Origin of the sequence: Aeromonas sp. NJAU223, from assembly GCF_051125555.1 — a bacterium.
Classification (GTDB): domain Bacteria; phylum Pseudomonadota; class Gammaproteobacteria; order Enterobacterales; family Aeromonadaceae; genus Aeromonas; species Aeromonas veronii_G.
The window spans coordinates 1,682,302-1,700,238 of sequence record NZ_CP144204.1; the positions used below are offsets into that span (position 1 = coordinate 1,682,302).

General features: G+C 64.3%; 16 protein-coding genes. 13 read left to right on the top strand and 3 right to left on the bottom strand.

Going from position 1 to position 17,937, the window contains the following annotated elements; all coding sequences use genetic code 11:
- Positions 1–74 precede the first annotated feature (74 nt).
- Positions 75–950, top strand: coding sequence for a 6-carboxytetrahydropterin synthase (locus VZC39_RS07835; RefSeq protein WP_434667277.1), 876 nt, complete (start codon positions 75–77; stop codon positions 948–950).
- A gap of 74 nt (positions 951–1,024) precedes the next feature.
- Here VZC39_RS07835 and VZC39_RS07840 read toward each other — a convergent pair whose 3' ends face one another.
- Together VZC39_RS07840 and VZC39_RS07845 are read right to left on the bottom strand one after the other, a co-directional pair.
- Positions 1,025–1,657 carry a LysE family translocator gene (locus VZC39_RS07840; RefSeq protein ID WP_434667280.1) on the bottom strand — a complete coding sequence of 211 codons (633 nt, stop codon included), beginning with the start codon at positions 1,655–1,657 and terminating at the stop codon, positions 1,025–1,027.
- 158 nt (positions 1,658–1,815) lie between these two features.
- The gene (locus VZC39_RS07845) at positions 1,816–3,828 is read right to left on the bottom strand and encodes a methyl-accepting chemotaxis protein (RefSeq protein WP_349921842.1); all 2,013 of its coding nucleotides are present in this window, start codon (positions 3,826–3,828) and stop codon (positions 1,816–1,818) included.
- A 254-nt stretch (positions 3,829–4,082) separates the two neighbouring features.
- On the opposite strand from VZC39_RS07845, the gene hinT reads away from it, so the two are divergent.
- The 9 genes from hinT to secF all read left to right on the top strand — a co-directional run bounded on the left by hinT (position 4,083) and on the right by secF (position 12,253).
- A complete protein-coding gene (hinT, locus tag VZC39_RS07850; RefSeq protein WP_042883127.1) occupies positions 4,083–4,433 on the top strand; it encodes a purine nucleoside phosphoramidase in 351 nt (116 codons plus the stop codon).
- Positions 4,434–4,477: 44 nt separating this feature from the next.
- Positions 4,478–5,854 carry a COG3014 family protein gene (locus VZC39_RS07855; protein WP_434668412.1) on the top strand — a complete coding sequence of 459 codons (1,377 nt, stop codon included), beginning with the start codon at positions 4,478–4,480 and terminating at the stop codon, positions 5,852–5,854.
- Positions 5,855–5,924: 70 nt separating this feature from the next.
- On the top strand, positions 5,925–6,326 hold the full coding sequence (locus VZC39_RS07860) for a YcfL family protein (RefSeq protein ID WP_349921843.1): 402 nt from the start codon (positions 5,925–5,927) through the stop codon (positions 6,324–6,326).
- Positions 6,326–6,922, top strand: a complete 597-nt coding sequence (gene lpoB, locus VZC39_RS07865; RefSeq protein WP_434667286.1) for a penicillin-binding protein activator LpoB — start codon at positions 6,326–6,328, stop codon at positions 6,920–6,922. The genes VZC39_RS07860 and lpoB overlap by 1 nt, the downstream gene beginning before the upstream one ends.
- A 52-nt stretch (positions 6,923–6,974) precedes the next feature.
- Positions 6,975–7,811, top strand: a complete 837-nt coding sequence (locus VZC39_RS07870; protein ID WP_434668415.1) for a phosphotransferase — start codon at positions 6,975–6,977, stop codon at positions 7,809–7,811.
- A gap of 80 nt (positions 7,812–7,891) precedes the next feature.
- Entirely contained in the window at positions 7,892–8,752 is an 861-nt protein-coding gene (locus VZC39_RS07875) for a DUF6279 family lipoprotein (RefSeq protein ID WP_434667289.1), read from the top strand.
- A gap of 108 nt (positions 8,753–8,860) precedes the next feature.
- Positions 8,861–9,289 (top strand): hypothetical protein, encoded by a 429-nt coding sequence (locus VZC39_RS07880; protein ID WP_434667292.1) that lies wholly within the window; start codon positions 8,861–8,863, stop codon positions 9,287–9,289.
- 146 nt (positions 9,290–9,435) lie between these two features.
- A complete protein-coding gene (gene secD, locus VZC39_RS07885) occupies positions 9,436–11,238 on the top strand; it encodes a protein translocase subunit SecD (RefSeq protein ID WP_434667295.1) in 1,803 nt (600 codons plus the stop codon).
- 97 nt (positions 11,239–11,335) lie between these two features.
- The gene (gene secF, locus VZC39_RS07890; RefSeq protein ID WP_349921848.1) at positions 11,336–12,253 is read left to right on the top strand and encodes a protein translocase subunit SecF; all 918 of its coding nucleotides are present in this window, start codon (positions 11,336–11,338) and stop codon (positions 12,251–12,253) included.
- A gap of 58 nt (positions 12,254–12,311) precedes the next feature.
- Here secF and VZC39_RS07895 read toward each other — a convergent pair whose 3' ends face one another.
- Positions 12,312–12,914 (bottom strand): DUF924 family protein, encoded by a 603-nt coding sequence (locus VZC39_RS07895; protein ID WP_434667298.1) that lies wholly within the window; start codon positions 12,912–12,914, stop codon positions 12,312–12,314.
- Between the two features lie 210 nt (positions 12,915–13,124).
- Here VZC39_RS07895 and VZC39_RS07900 point away from each other — a divergent pair, with 210 nt between their 5' ends.
- The 3 genes from VZC39_RS07900 to VZC39_RS07910 all read left to right on the top strand — a co-directional run bounded on the left by VZC39_RS07900 (position 13,125) and on the right by VZC39_RS07910 (position 17,912).
- Complete coding sequence (locus VZC39_RS07900; RefSeq protein WP_434667301.1) at positions 13,125–14,036, top strand: DUF808 domain-containing protein; 912 nt, start codon at positions 13,125–13,127, stop codon at positions 14,034–14,036.
- A 136-nt stretch (positions 14,037–14,172) separates the two neighbouring features.
- On the top strand, positions 14,173–15,951 hold the full coding sequence (locus VZC39_RS07905; RefSeq protein ID WP_434667304.1) for a M3 family oligoendopeptidase: 1,779 nt from the start codon (positions 14,173–14,175) through the stop codon (positions 15,949–15,951).
- Between the two features lie 152 nt (positions 15,952–16,103).
- The gene (locus tag VZC39_RS07910; RefSeq protein ID WP_434667307.1) at positions 16,104–17,912 is read left to right on the top strand and encodes a M3 family oligoendopeptidase; all 1,809 of its coding nucleotides are present in this window, start codon (positions 16,104–16,106) and stop codon (positions 17,910–17,912) included.
- Positions 17,913–17,937 lie beyond the last annotated feature (25 nt).

Here is a 17,937-nt window from a genome sequence, read left to right on the forward strand (position 1 = left end):
GTTCCAGTTCCTTTGCCGATAATCCGGGGTCATAATATCCCAAACTGCACTTTCTCTGTAGCAAGGTCTGAGTGATGAAGTTATTTGTAAGAGATTTGACCGTTATCGACTCCAGCTATCTGTGTGAACGCCGTGGCATGGTGGGGGAGAGCTGGCTGGTCGATATCGAAATGAGCGGTGAGCTCAACGAGATGAGCATGCTGCTGGACTTTGGCCGGGTGAAGAAGCTCATCAAGTCCATCATCGACGATGAGGTGGATCACAAGCTGCTGGTTCCCACCGGCAGCGCCCTGGTACAGATGGCCGAGCTGGACAATGGCGAGTGCACCGTGGATCTGCTGCGTCCCCACCGCTCCATCCATCTGCGCTGCCCGGCCCAGGCGTTCGCCTTCATCCCCGCTCCCCAGGTGGACAAGGAGTCGGTGACCCACTACCTGCTGGGCGTGCTGGCGACCCGTTTGCCGGGCAACATCAAGGATTTGTCGCTGACCTTGCGCTCGGAGCGCATCGATGGCGCCTTCTACCACTACAGCCATGGCCTGAAGAAGCACGACGGCAACTGTCAGCGCATCGCCCACGGTCACCGCTCTCCTGTCGAAATCCTGGTGGATGGGGAACGGGACGAGGAGCTGGAGCTGAACTGGGCCGAGCGCTGGAGTGATATCTACCTCGGTACCGAAGAGGACAAGGTGTTCCTGTCCGAACTCGATTTGAGTGAACAGGCCAAGGCCCAGCTGGGTGAGCATCACCTGGGCTTCAGGTACGTGGCGCCCCAGGGACTGTTCCAGCTCGCCATGCCGGCGGCGGAGGTGGAGATGATCGACACCGACACCACCATAGAGCTGCTGGCCCACTACATCGCCCGCGAAGTGAAAAAGCAGGTGGGTGACAAGTTCGTGAAGATCGTCGCCTATGAAGGGGTGGGCAAGGGCGCCATCGCCTACGCCTGATCGGGCACCCAGCACGTATCAAGCAAGGCTCCCGATGGGAGCCTTTTTATTGCCTGTGTGCTGGCGGCCAGAAATTAACTGCGACCTTGTGCCAGCAGACGGACCGCGAGCAGGCCCAGTACGGTGGCCATCAGATAACGCTGCACCGCGAGCCAGAGCCGGTTACGGGCAAACCAGCCAGCAATATGGGCGGCAGAAAGCGCGACTCCCAGGTTGACTGCGGCGCTGATGAGCAGCTGCACCGCGCCGAGCTGCAGGCTCTGGCCGAGCACGGATCCCGCCTCGGGGCTGATGAACTGGGGCAGCACGGAGAGATAGAAGATGGCCACCTTGGGGTTGAGCACGCTGGTGAGCAGCCCCATCAGAAACAGCCGGCCGGGGGAGTGGGCCGGCAGGGCCGAGGGCTCGAACGGCGAGCGGGAGCCGGGCCGAATGCCCTGCCAGGCCATCCACAGCAGGTAGAGGGCACCGGCGACTTTGAGCAGTTCATAGCCCATGGGGATCGCCATGAAGAGCGCGGTCAGGCCGACGGCGGCGCACAGCATGTGGACGCTGAAACCGAGCACCACGCCCCCCCAGGACATGATGCCCGCCACGCGCCCCTGACAGAGGGAGCGGGAGAGCAGGTAAATCATGTTGGGGCCCGGGGTCAGGGCCATCAGCAGGGAGGCACCGGCAAACAGCAGCAGCTGGCTGAGGGAGATCATGAGGACATCCTGAGGGCAAACGGGCCAGAAGGCAGGGTCATCTGGCTATGCTGACGCAGGGGCGGGCCGCTGTCCGTGACCGGGCGCAGGCTTTCAGTGTTTACTGGCGGGGGAGAATGAAACAGGGGCCCGCAGGCCCCTGATGTCGCATGCGCGATTCAGGCACTGAGCCGGAAGCGCTGCACCAGTCCTTCCTGCTGCTCGGCCAGGGAGTCGAGCTGCTGGCTGGTCTCGGCCACCTTCTCGATGCCCTGATAGTTGAGATCCGAGATGTCCGAGATGCGGTTGAGGTTGGTGGCGATGTCGGCGCTGGTGGCCTGCTGCTGCTCGGCGGCGGAGGCTATCTGGCTCGACATGTCGCTGATGAGCACGACGATGCCCTGCACCTCTTCCATGGCGTTGTTGGCCTGGGAGCTCTGATCCATGCAGCTGTCCATCTCGCGGGAGCACTCCTGCATGACGTTGACCGCCCGGGCGACCCCCTGTTGCAGGTTCTCGATCATCTGCTGGATCTCGCTGGTGGACTGGGCGGTACGGCCCGCCAGGTTGCGCACTTCATCCGCCACCACCGCGAAGCCGCGACCCTGCTCGCCGGCACGGGCCGCCTCGATGGCTGCGTTGAGGGCCAGCAGATTGGTCTGTTCGGCAATGCCGCGAATGACGTCCAGAATATTGCCGATCTGGCCGCTCATGGCGCTCACGTCGCCGATCACGGCGCCGGTTTGCTGCAGCTTGCCCGCCAGCTGGTGGGTGGTGGTGATGTTGCCAGCCATCACCTTGCGGCCCATTTCGGAGGCCTTTTCCACGTCCTGAACCCGTTCCAGGGTCTGGTTGGCGGCCTGGGCCACTTCCCGCACCGAGGCTTCCATCTGGGTCATGGCGGCGGCGACCGAGGCGGTCTCCTGGCGCTGTTTCTCGAGATCGGCGCGCACGGATTCCGTGGTGTGGCGGTTGTCGTGGGCGGCGCTGTTGAGCTGATTGGAGGCTTGGGAGAGCTGCTTGAGCACATCCCCCATCTGCTGGATCAGCAGGTTGACCTGGCTGCCGAGCTGACCAAACTCGTTCTGACTCTTGAAGCCGACCCGCTGGGTCATGTCGCCCTGGGTCACCTCGGTCAGCACCCGCAGCAGCTCCTTGAGAGGGCGGCGGATGGCCTTGCCGAGGGTGTAGGCCACCAGAATGGCCACCAGGATGGCGATGACGATGCTGATGGTCTGGGTAAGGGTGCTCTGGGTCTGCACCCGATCCGAGGCCTGGATGCTGGCGTTCATCAACTGCTGGCTCTGGGTGGTGATCCCCTCCAGCTTGTTCTGGATGGCAACGATGAGCTGGCTCGCCTGCTTGCTCTGTTCGCGCATGGCCTGCTGCTGCTTCATCAGCGCCAGGTATTGGGCGAGTACCCCTTCGTTGCCCGTGGTGTCGCGCACGAACCCATGGACGTAGTGGCCCATGTTGTTGTCGAAGTCCTGGAGCTCACCCTGCAGATCCTTGATGGTGCTGTTGAAGCTCTCGATCTGCATCTTGTTGCGCTTGAGTGCGCTCTCGATGGGGGCCGGGATGCTCTGGTTCAGGGCATCCATGGTGGAGAGTTCGATGGCGGAGAGCTTGGTGGTCAGGGTCTCGGAGAGCATCTTGATGAAGCTGTCGTCGATGGAGACCATCATGTCACCCAGGTTCTTCTTGAACTGGGGCAGGCTGACTTGAAATTGCCCCTTGGCCTGATTCACCTTGTGCAGCCGGGTGAGCAGAGCCTCGTGTTCGGTGGGCAGGGTCTGGGTCAGCTGCAGGTAGTCGGCAACCAGCTTGGTCAGGGCCGTCATCTCCCCTTGCAGCTCCGGATGGGCTGCCACCTGGGCCTTGAGGGTCGCCAGCATCTGGTCGACCTGGGCCTGGGCCTGTTGCAGCTCGGCCACTTCTCCGGGCAACAGCTTGGGATCCTGCTCGGTCAGCACGTCGGTGAGCCACTTGTTGGCGCTGAGGAGGCTGATCTGGGTCTGGCTGCTGGCGATCACCAGCGGCATGGATTGCTGGGTGACCTGACTCAGGGCCCCATTGAGCTCGCTCTGGCTGCGAAAGGTCAGTGCTGCGCTGGCGACCATGACGGCGACCAGGATGGCAAAGCCCAAATAGACTCTCTGTAAAATGGAGAGGTCTGACATTGTTTGTTTCATTATTGTCCCGCTGTCGATGCAAAAGTCCCTTGCCTGAGTACCCCGTCCTTTTGGTACCCTGCATGCCCTGTGGTCATGCCTCTGGTACGGAGGACGTCTCCTTGGCTATCGGTATTTTTAACAATAACTGAAGGGATTTGGACAACGGCTGTGTCAAATATCGGCTTGTGTCACACTTGGCGAGCCTCGGCGGCATTTTTGGGATTCGCTTGGGGTTCGTGTAGAATTTTCTTTTTCATATAAAGGAGTTACCCATGGCGCAAGAAACCATTTTCAGCAAAATCATCCGCAAGGAAATCCCCGCCGACATCCTTTATCAAGACGATCTGGTGACCGCGTTTCGCGACATCCAGCCCAAGGCCAAGACCCACATCCTGATCATCCCCAATGTGCTGATCCCCACGGTCAACGACGTGGAACCCGATCATGAGCTGGCCCTTGGCCGGATGTTCACCGTGGCCCGCAAGCTGGCGAGCGACGCCGGGATTGCCGAGGACGGCTATCGCCTCATCATGAACTGCAACCGTCATGGCGGGCAGGAGGTGTACCACATCCACCTGCACCTGGTCGGTGGTCAGCCCCTGGGACCCCTGCTCAGCCTGTGATCCGTGCCGTCTCCACTGCCGGCCTGTTGTTGGCCGGCCTGTTGATGGGGGGCTGCGCCTCCCACTGGCAGGATCTTTTCGTCTCCTATTCCGATCAGATGGTGCCCCAGCGCAACCTGCTGCTGCAGGGCAAGGCCGCTGATGCCTTGTCCGAGGTGCGTGACTCCACCCTGGGGGATGACACCTATGTGCTGGATCGGCTGGAGCAGGGGCGTATCGCCTGGCTCGCCAGCCAGGATGCGGCCAGCAAGCAGGCCTTCGCCGCCGCCGACAGCCGTCTCGCCTGGGAAGATAACCAGGCCCGCTACCGGCTGAGCCGTGGCCTGGCCCAGGCGGGCAGCCTGCTCACCAATGATCAGACCCTGGGATATCTGGCGCCGGATTATGAGCGCACCATGCTGCATCACTATCTGGCCCTCAACTACCTGCAGCGGGGGGAGCTGGAAGGTGCCCAGGTGGAGGTGCGCCGGGCCAATCAGGTGCAGGAGCAGGCCCTCAAGAGTCGGGCCGACGAGGTGCGTGCGGTCAAGAAGGAGGCGACGGCGGCGGGGGATGAGGCGCAGATGCGCCAGCTCATGTCGCGGGGGGCTCCGAGTCTCGACCGGCTCATCGGTCAGGTGAAGAACGGTTTCCAGAATGCCTATACCTTCTATCTCTCCGGGGTGCTCTACGAGGCGAGCGGGGATCTCAACGACGCCTGGGTGGATTACCAGCGGGGCTATCAGATAGCGCCGGACAACCAGAGTCTGCAGGATGCCCTGCTGCGTCTGGCCCGGCTGCGGGGCTCCCCGGACGAGATCCGCGACACCGAGAAGCGAGTGGGCCGCAAGGCCCCGCCGCTCGTCAAGGATCAGGGCCAGCTGGTGGTGTTGTTTGAAGATGGCCTGATCCCGGCGCGGCGGGAGCTGTTCCTGCCGCTGCCCATCGCCACCTCGGGCGGGGATTTTCGTACCTTTACCGTGGCGGTTCCCTATTACGACAATAGGAGCGCCAGTACCGGCCCCCTGGCGGTGAGCCTTGGCAATCGTCACCAGCAGACCAGCTCCCTGGTGCGGCTAGAGGCCCTGGCCGCCAAGGATCTGCAGGAGCGGTTGCCCGGCATGTTGACCCGCCAGGCCCTGCGACTGCTGGCCAAGGAGCAGCTCAGACGTTCCGCCGCCAAAGAGGGGGGGGATGTGGGCAACATTCTGGTCGGCATCTTCAATACCCTGTCCGAGCGGGCCGATACCCGCAGCTGGCTGACCCTGCCGGCGGAGGCAGGCAGCTGGCAGGCCATGGTGCCGGCGGGGGAGGTGAGTCTCACCCTGGGGGCGGGCAGCGCCCTGCGCACCCTGCCACTCAGGGTGCACAGCGGGCGCACCACTCTGGTGTGGGTGCAGCGCCTCGGTGCCGGTTTGACGACCCGGGTGATGCCCATCTAGCGGGGGCTGCCCCGCCACGGGATAACGAATGCTCCCCTCGGGGAGCGATACACAGCGTGAGGTGATGATGATGAAAGCCCCGATGGCTGCCCTGGCCCTGACACTGCTGCTGTCGGCCTGCAGCACCAATACCTCCGGCGTGGCGCTCTATGCGCCGGCAGGGGGCGCGGCGACCCTGGAGACCCATAACGGCTCCCTGGACGCGACCCTGACCGAACAGAGCCGGCGTCAGCAGAACGGCCTGTTGCAGGTCAACGTGATCCTGACCAACACCCAGTCCGGGGACAACCATCTGCAATACCTGTTCTACTGGTACGATGGCAGCGGCCAGGAGGTGGCCAGCGATGGTCGCGGCTGGACCCCCATCAAGCTCCACGGCCACCAGAGCCGAACCCTGTCTGCCCTGGCACCCAATGGGAGCGCCCAGGGTTACAGGGTCTATGTACGCGAAGTGATTGAGGAATCGAACTGATGAAAATGAATCATGCCCTGCTGATCCTGAGTGGCGTCCTGTTGCTCGGCGGTTGTTCCAGCACCACCGTCAGCTATGGCGATCCGACCGAAACCGAGACGGTGACCGTGGATTACGGCTCAAGCGACCTGCAGGCCATCGCCGACAAGATGGCGGATTCCATGCTGAGCTCGCCGGCCACCAGCGAGATCACCGCAGGGGGGCGCCCCGTGATGTTCATGGACTCCATTCGCAACAAGACGTCGGAGCACATCGACACCGAGGCCATCACCGATACCCTGCGCACCAAGCTGCTGCGCTCCGGCAAGTTCCGCTTCGTCGACATGAGCAAGGTGGCGGCGGTCAAGCAGCAGCTGGAATACCAACAGGGCAGCGGCATGGTGGATCCCGCGACCATGGTGCGCATTGGCAAGCAGACCGGTGCCCGTTACATGGTCTATGGCAACCTCGCCAGCATCGTCAAGGACAACGGCAAGGTGAAGGATGTCTACTACCAGATGACCATGAACCTGATGGATCTGGAAAACGGCGAGCTGCTTTGGGCCGATCAGAAAGAGATCCGCAAGCAGGCGAAGACCTCCACCTTTGGCTGGTAAGCCAGCTGGGGGAAACGGGGCCGCGCAGGCTCAGCGCGGCGATCTCGCCGAGCTGGCCCTGCTCGCCAGCCTGCCCGATCCCTGGCGTGAGGGACGCCTCGCGCCCCTGGGGGAGGGGCTGACCAACTGCAACTATCGGCTGACACTCCCCTCGGGGCAGTGCGGTTTCTTGCGCTGCGGTCACCCGGACCCGGTGCGCCTTGGCATCGACCGTGCCACCGAGTGGCAGCTCTATCAGGGGGCCATGGGGCAGGGGATCGCCTTGCCCTGTCATCACAGCGATCCGGCCACGGGCCTGATGCTGCTGGCCTGGTGCGAGGAGCCGAACTGGCTGCTGGCCCCGCCGCCGCCGGACGAGCAACCCCGGCTGCTGGCCGAGGTGCTCGGCCGCATGCACCGTTTGCCGGTGCCCAGGGTGGTGATGGCGGTACGGGCCCACGCCAGGGGGTATCGTGATCGGCTGCTCCGGGTGCCGGAGTGGCTGCCCGCCCTTGAGCGAGCCCTGCTCGCGAGCCGGGAGCCGGACGATTGCTGGCTCCCTTGTCATCACGATCTCAATCCGGCTAACTTGTTGGGGCGAAAGCCCTGGGTCATCGACTGGGAGTATGGTGCCGCCGGTCACCCGGGTTTCGAGCTTGCCAGCATAGTGCGCACTCACCACTGGAACGAAGAACAGCAGCGCCAGTTGGAGAGCTGCTATCTTGAAGGCATAGGGCTTGAGGGCGCGGGAGAAGGGCATAAGCTGCTCAATGGCAAGGGATTTCAGGCCGAGGCCTTCCTGCCATGGGTCGATTACATCGGGCTGCTGTGGGGGCTCTTGATGGCCGAGCAGCAGCCAGGGCCCGACTATCAGGCGCTGATCGACAAGAACCGCCGCCGCCTGGAATAGGGGGAGCGAACTTGCCGAACAAGGGGCTCACCGCTGACTCACCCGACACGACGCTAGTATCTCAACGATTGGAGGCATGCATGCGAACCACCTTCTCATGGCGTCACCCCCGCAGCTGGAGCCTGCTGCTGCTCTGCCTGCTGCTGACGGGTTGCGCCACCCGGGTCATCTACTACTGGCTCGACTCCGCCATCGTCTGGCAGCTCGATGACTACTTCTCTCTGGATCGCAGCCAGAAGAAGCTGCTGGATACCGAGGTGAAGGGGCTGATGGCCTGGCACCGCCAGCATGAGCTGCCCATCTACGCCAGGGATCTCGACGCCCTGGCCAAGGCGGTGGCGAGCCCCATGACCCCGGAGCAGGTCTCCCTGCATCTGGACAAGACCCAGGCCAGCCTGGCCCGCACCCTGGAGAACGCCATTCCCCGCACCGTGCGCCTCGCCCGTACCCTGACCGATGCCCAGGTGGCCCACTTCATGGGGGACAGGGTGAAGCGCCAGCAGGAGCGCCAGCACGATTTTGCCACCGAGTCGAAGGCCGAGATGCTCAAGGGCTTTCGGGAGAAGATGAGCGAGCGGCTGGTGTTCTGGATTGGCAAGGTCAAGCCGGCCCAGGAGCCGCTGATCGCCCAGTGGGCCGAGTGGCAATACGAGATGATGGGCCCCTGGCTCGAGTTTCAGGGAGCCTGGACCCAGGAGCTGGACAGGTTGATGAAGCAGCGCCAGAGCCCGGACTTTGGCAAGGAGCTGACCCGCTTGCTGCAACAGGGAGACGGCCTGATGGACGGCCGCTTCACCGGCTATACCGATCAGTCCCGCCAGCGCACCGTCCAGTGGCTGAGCGATCTCAGCCAGTCGATGGATCTCTCCCAGCGGGCGCACCTCTACACCCTGCTCAAGGACTACGCCGAAGACTTCGAGGAGATGACGCGGGGGCGCTGAGGATCCCGTGTCCGCACCGCGAGGGCGGCAGGCTGCAAGGCCTGCCGCCCTTGTCCTTGTCAGGCCCCTGTGATAGCTTGCCCCCTCTGTTACTCGGGAATTAACTGTTTGAGTCGCCTGGATAAAGTGAAACTGGCCGCGATGACGCTGCTCATTGCGCTGACCCTGCTGTTCTCTGCCTTGCCGGCGGGGGGCGTCGCCGTATCCGCGGCGCAGCAGGGGGCTGAGCAGACCCAGGCCTTGCACCTTGTCAGCCAGAGCGACGACGGCGTGGTCAAGTTTGTCGGCTCCAACCAGACACATCTGCTGCGCCTCGAGCACTCTCTGCGCAATGACAATGGCCCCGGCAAGGTGGTCTACGAGCTGGTGCAGAGCTGGTCCCAGCAGGCGATCCTCTTGCTGCTGTGCGGCCTGCTGTTCCATCTCGCCCTTCATTATCCCAGGCAGAGTTTCCGGCATCACTTCGCGACGCTGCACAGCCGGCGTCTGCAGCGTCGACACCTGCAATACCGCTTCACCCAGAGTTTCCTCATCTGACTCCGATGGGGCCAGCCTGCCATCTGTTGCCTCATCGTCTCTCCGTAGCTGTTTAGTTTTACTAAACGGTTTGGCTGTCTTGTTTCGTTTTTTTACGCGATGTGCGCCGTCACATCCGTCGCTTTCGCCTGACAGAGGCCGATTTCATGAGAAAAAAGAGTCATCTCATCCTGAACCGCATGAGTCTGTGGCAGTACGCCCTGTTGCTGCTCATGCTGCTCACCTTCACGTTTTATTCCCTGCCCACCTTCTTCGGTGAGCAGCCCTCCCTCGGCCTGCATGGCCAGTCTAGCCTGACCGAGGCCCAGCGCACCCTGTTCGCCGAGCACCAGATCTCCCTGCAAAAAGAGGTACAGCAGGGGGAGCGGGTGGAACTGGTGTTCGACAGCCAGGCCAGCCAGCAGCGGGCCAAGCAGCTGCTGGAGCAGCAGGGCTTCGAGAGCGCGGCCCTGACCCTGGAGTTCCACTCCAACGCCCCGACCTGGATAAGCCAGCTCGGCGCCGCCCCCATCAAGCTCGGGCTGGACTTGCGCGGCGGCTCCCAACTGCTCATCGGGGTGGATCTCGATTTTGTCATCGACAACCAGACCCGCAACCTGGTGGACATGTTGCGCACCCAGTTTCGCGAGGCGCACCTGAGGGGGGCCAACGTGGCGCGGGTGTCGGCCGGGGAGGTGAGGGTCATTCTGCCTGAGGGGGTGGAGCAGGGGCCCTGGCTCACCATCATCCGGGACAGCGCCGGCACCCGCCTGGATCAGTGGCGCCAGCAGCGCAGCGGCAATGAGCTGCGGCTGGTGATGACCGAGGCCGAGCGCACCCTGCTGGCCAACAACGCTGTGACCCAGAACCTGTCAATCCTCAAAAAGCGGATCAACGAGCTCGGCATCGTCGAAGCCTCGGTCCAGCGTCAGGGGCAAGACGGTATCCGCATCGAACTGCCGGGGGTGCACAATCCCAAGCAGGCCAAGGAGGTGATCGGGGCGACCGCCTCCCTGGCCTTCTACGAGGCGCAGGCCGACAGCCATTTCTTCATGGCGGATCGCAGCGGCCAGGCGGTGGGGCTGGCCCGCAAGCCGGTGCTGACCGGTGAGCACATCGTCGACGCCCGCGCCGGCATGGGGGAGATGGGCCAACCCCAGGTGAGCATAGTGCTCGACAGCCTGGGGGGCAGCAAGATGAACCAGTTCAGCCGCCAGCACGTGGGCAAGCCCATGGCCACCGTCTTCACCGAGTACAAGACCAATGCCCAGGGCAAGCTGCGGGCCCAGAGTGAAGTGATCAACGTCGCTACCATCCAGACCGCGCTCGGCAACCAGTTCCGCATCACCGGGCTCGCCAGCGTGCCCGAGGCGCAAGAGCTCGCCATGCTGCTGCGGGCCGGCGCCCTGACCGCGCCGCTGAAGATCCTGGAGGAACGCAGCATAGGCCCGACCCTGGGCTTGCAGAACATCGAGGCGGGTTTCACCGCCCTGGCGTTCGGCATGGCTGGCATGATGCTGTTCATGATGGCCTGGTATCGCAAGTTCGGCTGGGTCGCCATCACCGCGCTCATCGGCAACTTGCTGATGCAGGTGGGCATGCTGGCGGTGCTGCCGGGGGCCGTGCTGACCCTGCCGGGGATCGCCGGCCTGGTGCTCACCGTCGGCATGGCGGTGGATACCCATGTGCTCATCTTCGAGCGGATCAAGGACAGGTTGCGGGAAGGGGGGAGCCTGGCCAATGCCATCGACTTTGGCTATCGCTCGGCGTTTCGGACCATCTTCGACGCCAACCTCACCACCTTGATCTGCGCCGTGGTGCTCTACTCCATCGGCTCTGGGCCGCTGCAGGGCTTCTCCATCACCCTGATCCTCGGCCTCATCTCCAGCATGGTGACCGGGATCTGGGGCACCCGCGCCATCATCAACCCCCTGTGGGGCGCGAGCCGCGCCAAGTTGTTGAGGGTCTGATCATGAGCAGACATCGCGAGCTGTACTCTGGCGCCGCAGGTTGCGCCCATCGCCTCCCGCAGGAGATCCTGCCTTATCCGCTTTCGAGGGTAGAACAATGCTGAGAATGATCATCGCCATGGGGCTGACCCGCTGGCGTTATATCGGATTGTGGTTGTCCGTGCTGCTGACCATCGCCAGCATCGCCGTGCTGGCCGTCAAGGGGCTCTCCCTCGGTCTCGATTTTACCGGCGGGATCCTGCTGGAGTTCCGGATCCAGACCCTGAAGGAGGCTCATGAACTCAACGCCCTGCTCGTCGCCCCCCTGGCCGGTGTGGTGGAGCTGAGTTCGGCCGGTGTGCCCGGCGAGTGGCTCATCAAGCTGCCCCCCCACGAGTTGCCCTGGCCGGCGGAGGAGCTGGCGGCCCTGCTGGGTCAGCAGCTCTCCCTGCCGGTGGAGCTGCTGCGCACCACCATCGTCGGGCCCCAGGTCGGTGCCGAGCTGTTCCAGCAGGGGATGCTGGCGGTGCTGGTGGCCTCCCTGGCCATCTCCGCCTACCTGGCGGTGCGCTTCGAGTGGCGCCAGGCCATCGGCATCCTGGTGTCGGTGCTGCACGACGGCCTGGTGGCTATCGGGTTGTTGGCGCTGTTTGACATCGAGTTCGATCTCAACGTGATCGCTGGCCTGATGGCGGTCATCGGTTACTCCTTGAACGACAGCATCGTCATCTCGGATCGGTTGCGGGATTTGCTCGGTTCGCGCACCCAGATGGGGATCCATGAGTGCTCGGACGTGGCCATCAAGGCCACCTTCAGTCGCACCATGATCACCTCGGGCACCACATTGTTCACCGTGGGGGCCTTGCTGCTGTTCGGTGGTGATGCCCTCTACGGCTTCTCCTTCACCCTGTTCGCCGGCATCCTGGTGGGGACCCTCTCCTCCATCACGGTGGCGTCCACGGTGCAGGAGCTGCTGGGTCTCTCTCCCGAGGCCTATCAGAAGAAAGAGGAGAACCCGCTGGCGGAGGTGGCCTGACGCCCGCGTGATTGCCATAAAAAAACGGGCCAGCTGGCCCGTTTTTTTATTGGGTGGCTCAGAACCCCGAGCCGGGCTGGGTCAGGAACACTGCCTCTTCCCCCTCATCGGCGCGCCCCAGGATGGCGTTGCGATGGGGGAAGCGGCCGAAGCGATCGACGATCACCCGGTGGCGGCGAGCAAAATCGGCGAAGCCCTCGAAGGTGTCTCTGGCCTCGCCGCCCGCCTGCTCCGCCGCCAACGCCTCGAACAGGGCCACGCTTCGGGCTTGCTGCTCGGCGGATTCCGCATGCTCAAGGGGCAGGTAGAAGAAGACCCGGCCAAGGGGCGAGAGCGACTTGTCCGCCCCCAGCACCAGCCCCTTGAGGCAGAGATCCCGCGCCTTGGCGTCCTGGGTGAAGGCCGTCGGCGTGCCTCTGTGGATGTTGCGCGGCACTTGATCGAGCAGCAGGATCAGCGCGAGGCGTCCGGCGGGCACCTCGGCCCAGCCAGTCAAGGTGCCGCTGGCGGCAGCCTCGGCCAGAGCGCCGAAGCGATGCAGGATGAGGGCATCGGTCTCGCTGCTTTTGCCCCACCAGAGGGGGGCTTGGCGCCGGGCGCGGGTGACATCGTCGGCGTCATCGCCAAACCAGAAATCGAGCAGAGATTGCCAGGGCTGCATGGAAACTCCTTGGGCCAGAAGGGCTTGCGGGTGAAACAAGGCCAACTGGCCCTGTCATGGGGGCTGCCGAAACGGCGGCTTCTCGCTACACTGTGCCATCTTTTGCCCGAAATGAGGAAGCCCTCATCGGCGCGTCCGGTCGAGCCCCCCGTGCTCAGACAGGCCTTCGCGATGACCGCTTGTTCGTTACCCAGATGAGGAATAGACGATATGGCCGGAGCCAGTTTGCTGACCCTGCTCGATGACATTGCCAGCGTGCTCGATGACGTGGCGTTGATGACCAAGGTGGCGGCGAAGAAGACCGCCGGGGTACTCGGGGACGATCTCGCCCTCAACGCCGAACAGGTCTCCGGGGTGCGGGCGGAGCGGGAGCTGCCGGTGGTGTGGGCCGTGGCCAAGGGATCGTTTCGCAACAAGCTCATCCTGGTGCCCGCCGCCATTGCCATCAGTGCCCTGGTGCCCTGGCTCATCACCCCGCTGCTGATGCTGGGGGGCGCCTACCTCTGTTTCGAGGGGGCGGAGAAGCTGGTCCACAAGTTTCTGCCCCATGACGATGCCGCCGAGCCCAGCGGCCCGGTCCCGGACGATCTGGTGGCCTACGAGCAGCAGAAGGTGAAGGGGGCCATCCGCACCGATTTCATCCTCTCCGCCGAGATCATCGTCATCGCCCTTGGCACCGTGCAGGGGTCTAGCCTCGGTCTGCAAATCGCCGTGGTGGCGGGCATCGCCCTGCTGATGACGGTGGGGGTCTACGGCCTGGTGGGGTTCATCGTCAAGCTCGATGACATCGGCCTGCACCTGTTGCAAAAGCCGGATGGCGGCACCCTGCGCCGCGCCGTCGGTCGGGGCCTGCTGGTGTCGGCTCCCAAACTGATGCATCTACTGGCCCTGGTCGGCACCATCGCCATGTTCATGGTGGGTGGCGGCATCCTGGTCCACGGCTGGCCCTTTGCCCATCACCTCATCGAGGGGGCGGCCGCGAGCCTGGCTCCCCTCGCCGGCGTGGGGGCCGTGCTGGCCGCCGTGACACCGACCCTGCTCAACGCCCTGGTGGGGGTGCTGGCGGGTCTGGTGCTGGTCGTGGCCATGACGCTGGTGAGCCGACTCAAGCCCGCCAAATAGGCACTGATCCTACTGACCTTGCCGGTGTGACCCGGGTGGGGGCTAGGCAATCGCCAGCCCCCTTCGTACTATCGGGTGGCGACTGCCCACCAGAGGCGGCGCCACCTGATTTGGACGCAAACCAACAAGGACAGTTATGACTCCACTCGTCTGGCAGGATGATCACATCTTCGCCGCCCCCGACTGCCCGGCCGTTGACGCCGGTTTCATGAACGCCGCCAAGACCCTTGCCTCCCTCGATGAGCTGCTTGCCAGACTGCCGGATACCCGGGATCCCAACGCCCTGCGCCACCTGTTGCGGGCCATTCGGGAACAAGGCAACGCGGTCAAGCGCTTTGCCCTCAACGCCTGGATCTACGGCTATAACCGGCTCAGCCAGAATGGCCGTGACGAGGCCGCCAAGGCGCTCTACTCCCGGGCCCAGCAGTTGCAGGCGACCCTGGCCCAGTGCCTCAAGCCGATGGCTCTGTTCTGGGTGACGGTGCCCGAGGCGCAATTGCGGCAGTTGCTGCAAGATCCCGAGCTGTTCGAGCTGGCCTATGACATTCGCCATGCCCGTCGGTTGCAGGATCAGTGCCTCTCGCTCGAGTCAGAGCAACTGATAGAGGGGCTGGCGGTGGACGGCCTGCTGGCCTGGGGAGATCTCTACGACAACCTGGTGGGCAGGCTCAGCCCCCGGGTGGAAGGAGAGGCCATGGGGCTGGCTCAGGCGGACAATTTGCTCTCGCACCCGGACAGGGCGCGCCGCGCCCACGCCTGGCACGGCATCCAGGCCGCCTGGGGCGCAGAGCAGGAGACGGTGGCGGCCGTCCTCAACGCCATCAATGGCTGGCGCAACGAGCTCGCCGCCCAGCGCGGCAGGCTGCGCTTGCTCGATGCGCTGGATCTCTCCTGCCACCAGGGGCACCTCGAGCGCCGCACCCTGGCGACCCTGATGGGGGAGGCGGATACCCACAAGGAACTCGGCAGGCGGGCCCTGCGCGCCATGGGCAGTGCCCTTGGCATCGTGGACTTCGCCCCCTGGGATCTCTATGCCCCGCCCCCCGCGACGAGTCCGGTCGCCATCAGCCTGGCAGAGGCCCTGCGCCTGGTGGCGGATGCCTTCGAAAGCTTCGACCCCGAAATGGGGCGTTTCGTGCACCTGATGGCCGAGCGAGGCTGGATTGATGCCAACCCGAGTGAGAACCGCCGCAGCGGTGCCTACTGCACCGAGTATGCCGAGCCCGCCGAGCCACGGGTGTTCATGACCTTCGAGGGCACCCTGGACAACGTCATCACGCTCGCCCACGAGCTCGGCCACGCCTGGCACAGCTGGCTGCTGCGGGATCTACCGCTGGAGCAGCGGGAGTATCCCAAGACGCTGGCCGAGACGGCGTCCCTGTTTGCCGAGGCTTTGGTGCGAGAAGCGCTCTATGCGCGGATGGAGACCCGGGAGCAGCGGCTGGACATCGCCTGGATGGACGGCGAGCGGGCTGCCAGCATGCTGCTGGATGTTCCGTCCCGTTTTGATTTCGAACGGGCCCTGGTGGCGGCACGGGGACAGGGCTATGTGGGCGCGAGCCAGCTCAGGGCCATGATGAAATCCGCCAAGGAGCAATGGTATGGTGACAGTCTTGGCCAGTACGACGAGCTGTTCTGGGCCAGCAAGGGTCACTTCTCCATCGCCGATCTCGGGTTTTACAACTACCCCTATCTGTTTGGCTACCTGTTCAGCCTGGGGCTCTATGCCCAGAAGGAGCGGGCTGGTAGCGACTTTGTCGACGCCTACCGGGCGCTGCTCACCGACACCGGGCGGATGAGCGCCGAGGCGCTGGTGGAGAAGCACCTCGGCGTCGATATTCGCGAGCCCGCCTTCTGGCAGGAGAGTCTGCGTTATGTCGAGGAGGCGGTGAGCCGCCTCGAGCGGCTGGTGTGATCCAGCCGCTCCGGCAGGCCAGGGGGCCTGCACCGCACTGAAAGGGGAGAGTGCTGCGCGCCATGTGCGTGAGCCGCCCCAGGCATCCTTTATCCGTGGTCCGCTGCGCCGGGCCACGCCATTTTTTGATAACGAATCAACACGAGTCAACGATGCAACCCATTCAATATCCCCAGCAGTGGCAAAACCAGCATATCTATCCCTCCCTCGACAGCAGCGTGCTGGAGGCGGACATGAGCCTGGCCCGTGCCAGCCTGGCGGAACTCGATGCCTTCATCGGCCAGCTGGCCGGCGTGCGGGACAACGGGGAGGCCCTGCAGGATTTCCTGCGCGAGGTGCGCCTGCGGGCGCAGCGCATTCGCAACATCGGCTGGAACGTGGCGGTACTGGCGGCCTCGAAGGGCAGTCAGGATGCCCTGGATCCCTTGGCCAAGCAGCTGGCCTCCCGGGCACGCGCCCTCAACGCCGATCTCTTCAAGGCCCTGGCACCGGTGGAGGATCTGATGCTGGGCTTGTCTGCGGCCGAGTTCGAACACCTGATGCAAGACTCCTTGCTCGGGGAGGAGGATTATCGCCTGCGCCACGAGCGGCGACTGCAGGATCAGCGCCTGCCGGTGGCGGCGGAGCAGCTGGTGATAGGGCTTGGCACCGATGGCCTGCACGGCTGGGGCAACCTCTACAACGATCTGGTGGGTAAAATTCGCCTCTCCATCGGTGGCCGCGAGATGGGGCTGGCAGAGGCGAGCAATCTGCTGTCGAGCCCGGACAGGGCTCTGCGCAAGGAGGCGTTCGATGCCATCAGCGATGGCTGGGCGGGGGAGCAGGAGACGGTGGCCGCCATCTTGAATGCCCTCAACGGCTGGCGTCTCGAGCTGGCTCGCCAGCGTGGCAAGACGCGGCTGCTCGATGCCCTGGACCTCTCCTGTCACCAGAGCCACATCGATCGTGCTACCCTGGATACCCTGATGGCCGAGACCTATCAGGCACGGGGGCTGGGCCAGCGGGCGCTGACCCTGATGGCCGGCAAGCTCGGCATTGCGGTGCCGGGGCCGGAGGATTTGTTTGCGCCGCCCCCTGCGGTCAGCAACCGGGCCATCCCCTTCGAGGAGGCCATCGCGCTTATCGCCCAGGCCTTCACCGCCTTCGATCCCGAGATGGGGGCGTTCGCCCGCATGATGGCCGAGCGGGGCTGGATTGACGCCGCCCCTACCCCGAACCGGCGCACCGGCGCCTACTGCACCAAGTTCGCCTCCCCGGTGGAGCCGCGAGTCTTCATCACTTACGCGGGTACCATGGACAACGTCATCACCCTCGCCCACGAACTCGGCCATGCCTGGCACAACTGGCTCATCCGGGACTTGCCCATGAGCCAGCGCAGCTACCCCATGACGCTGGCCGAGACTGCTTCCATCTTCGCCGAGACCCTAGTGCGTCGCGCCCTGTTCGAGCAGGCGCAGACGTCAGAGGAGCGGCTGGCCATCGCCTGGGCCGAGGCCGACGGGGCCGCCACCTTCCTGGTCAACATCCCGGCCCGCTTCGACTTCGAGCAGGCCCTGGTGGCGGAGCGAAAGGGAGGCTATGTGTCGGCCGCAAGACTCAGCGCCCTGACCGACGAGGCCTGGGGGCGCTGGTACGAGGAGAGTCTGGCGCGTTACCACCCGCTGTTCTGGGCCGCCAAGGCGCACTTCTCCATCGCGGGCTTCGGGTTCTACAACTACCCCTATCTGTTCGGCTACCTGTTCAGTCTCGGGGTCTATCACCAGCTGATGGCCCGCAAGGCCGCAGGTGAAACGAACGTGGCCCAGGCCTATCGCGCCCTGCTGCAAGACACCGGTCGCATGAGCGCCGAGGCGCTGGTGGAAAAACACCTGGGGCAGGATATCCGCGAGGCGGCGTTCTGGCAGGGGAGTCTGGCCCTGGTGGCACAGGCGGTCGATCGCTTCGAGCAGGCGCTCGACTGACTGAGCTCCCGTCGCCTCTCGCGGC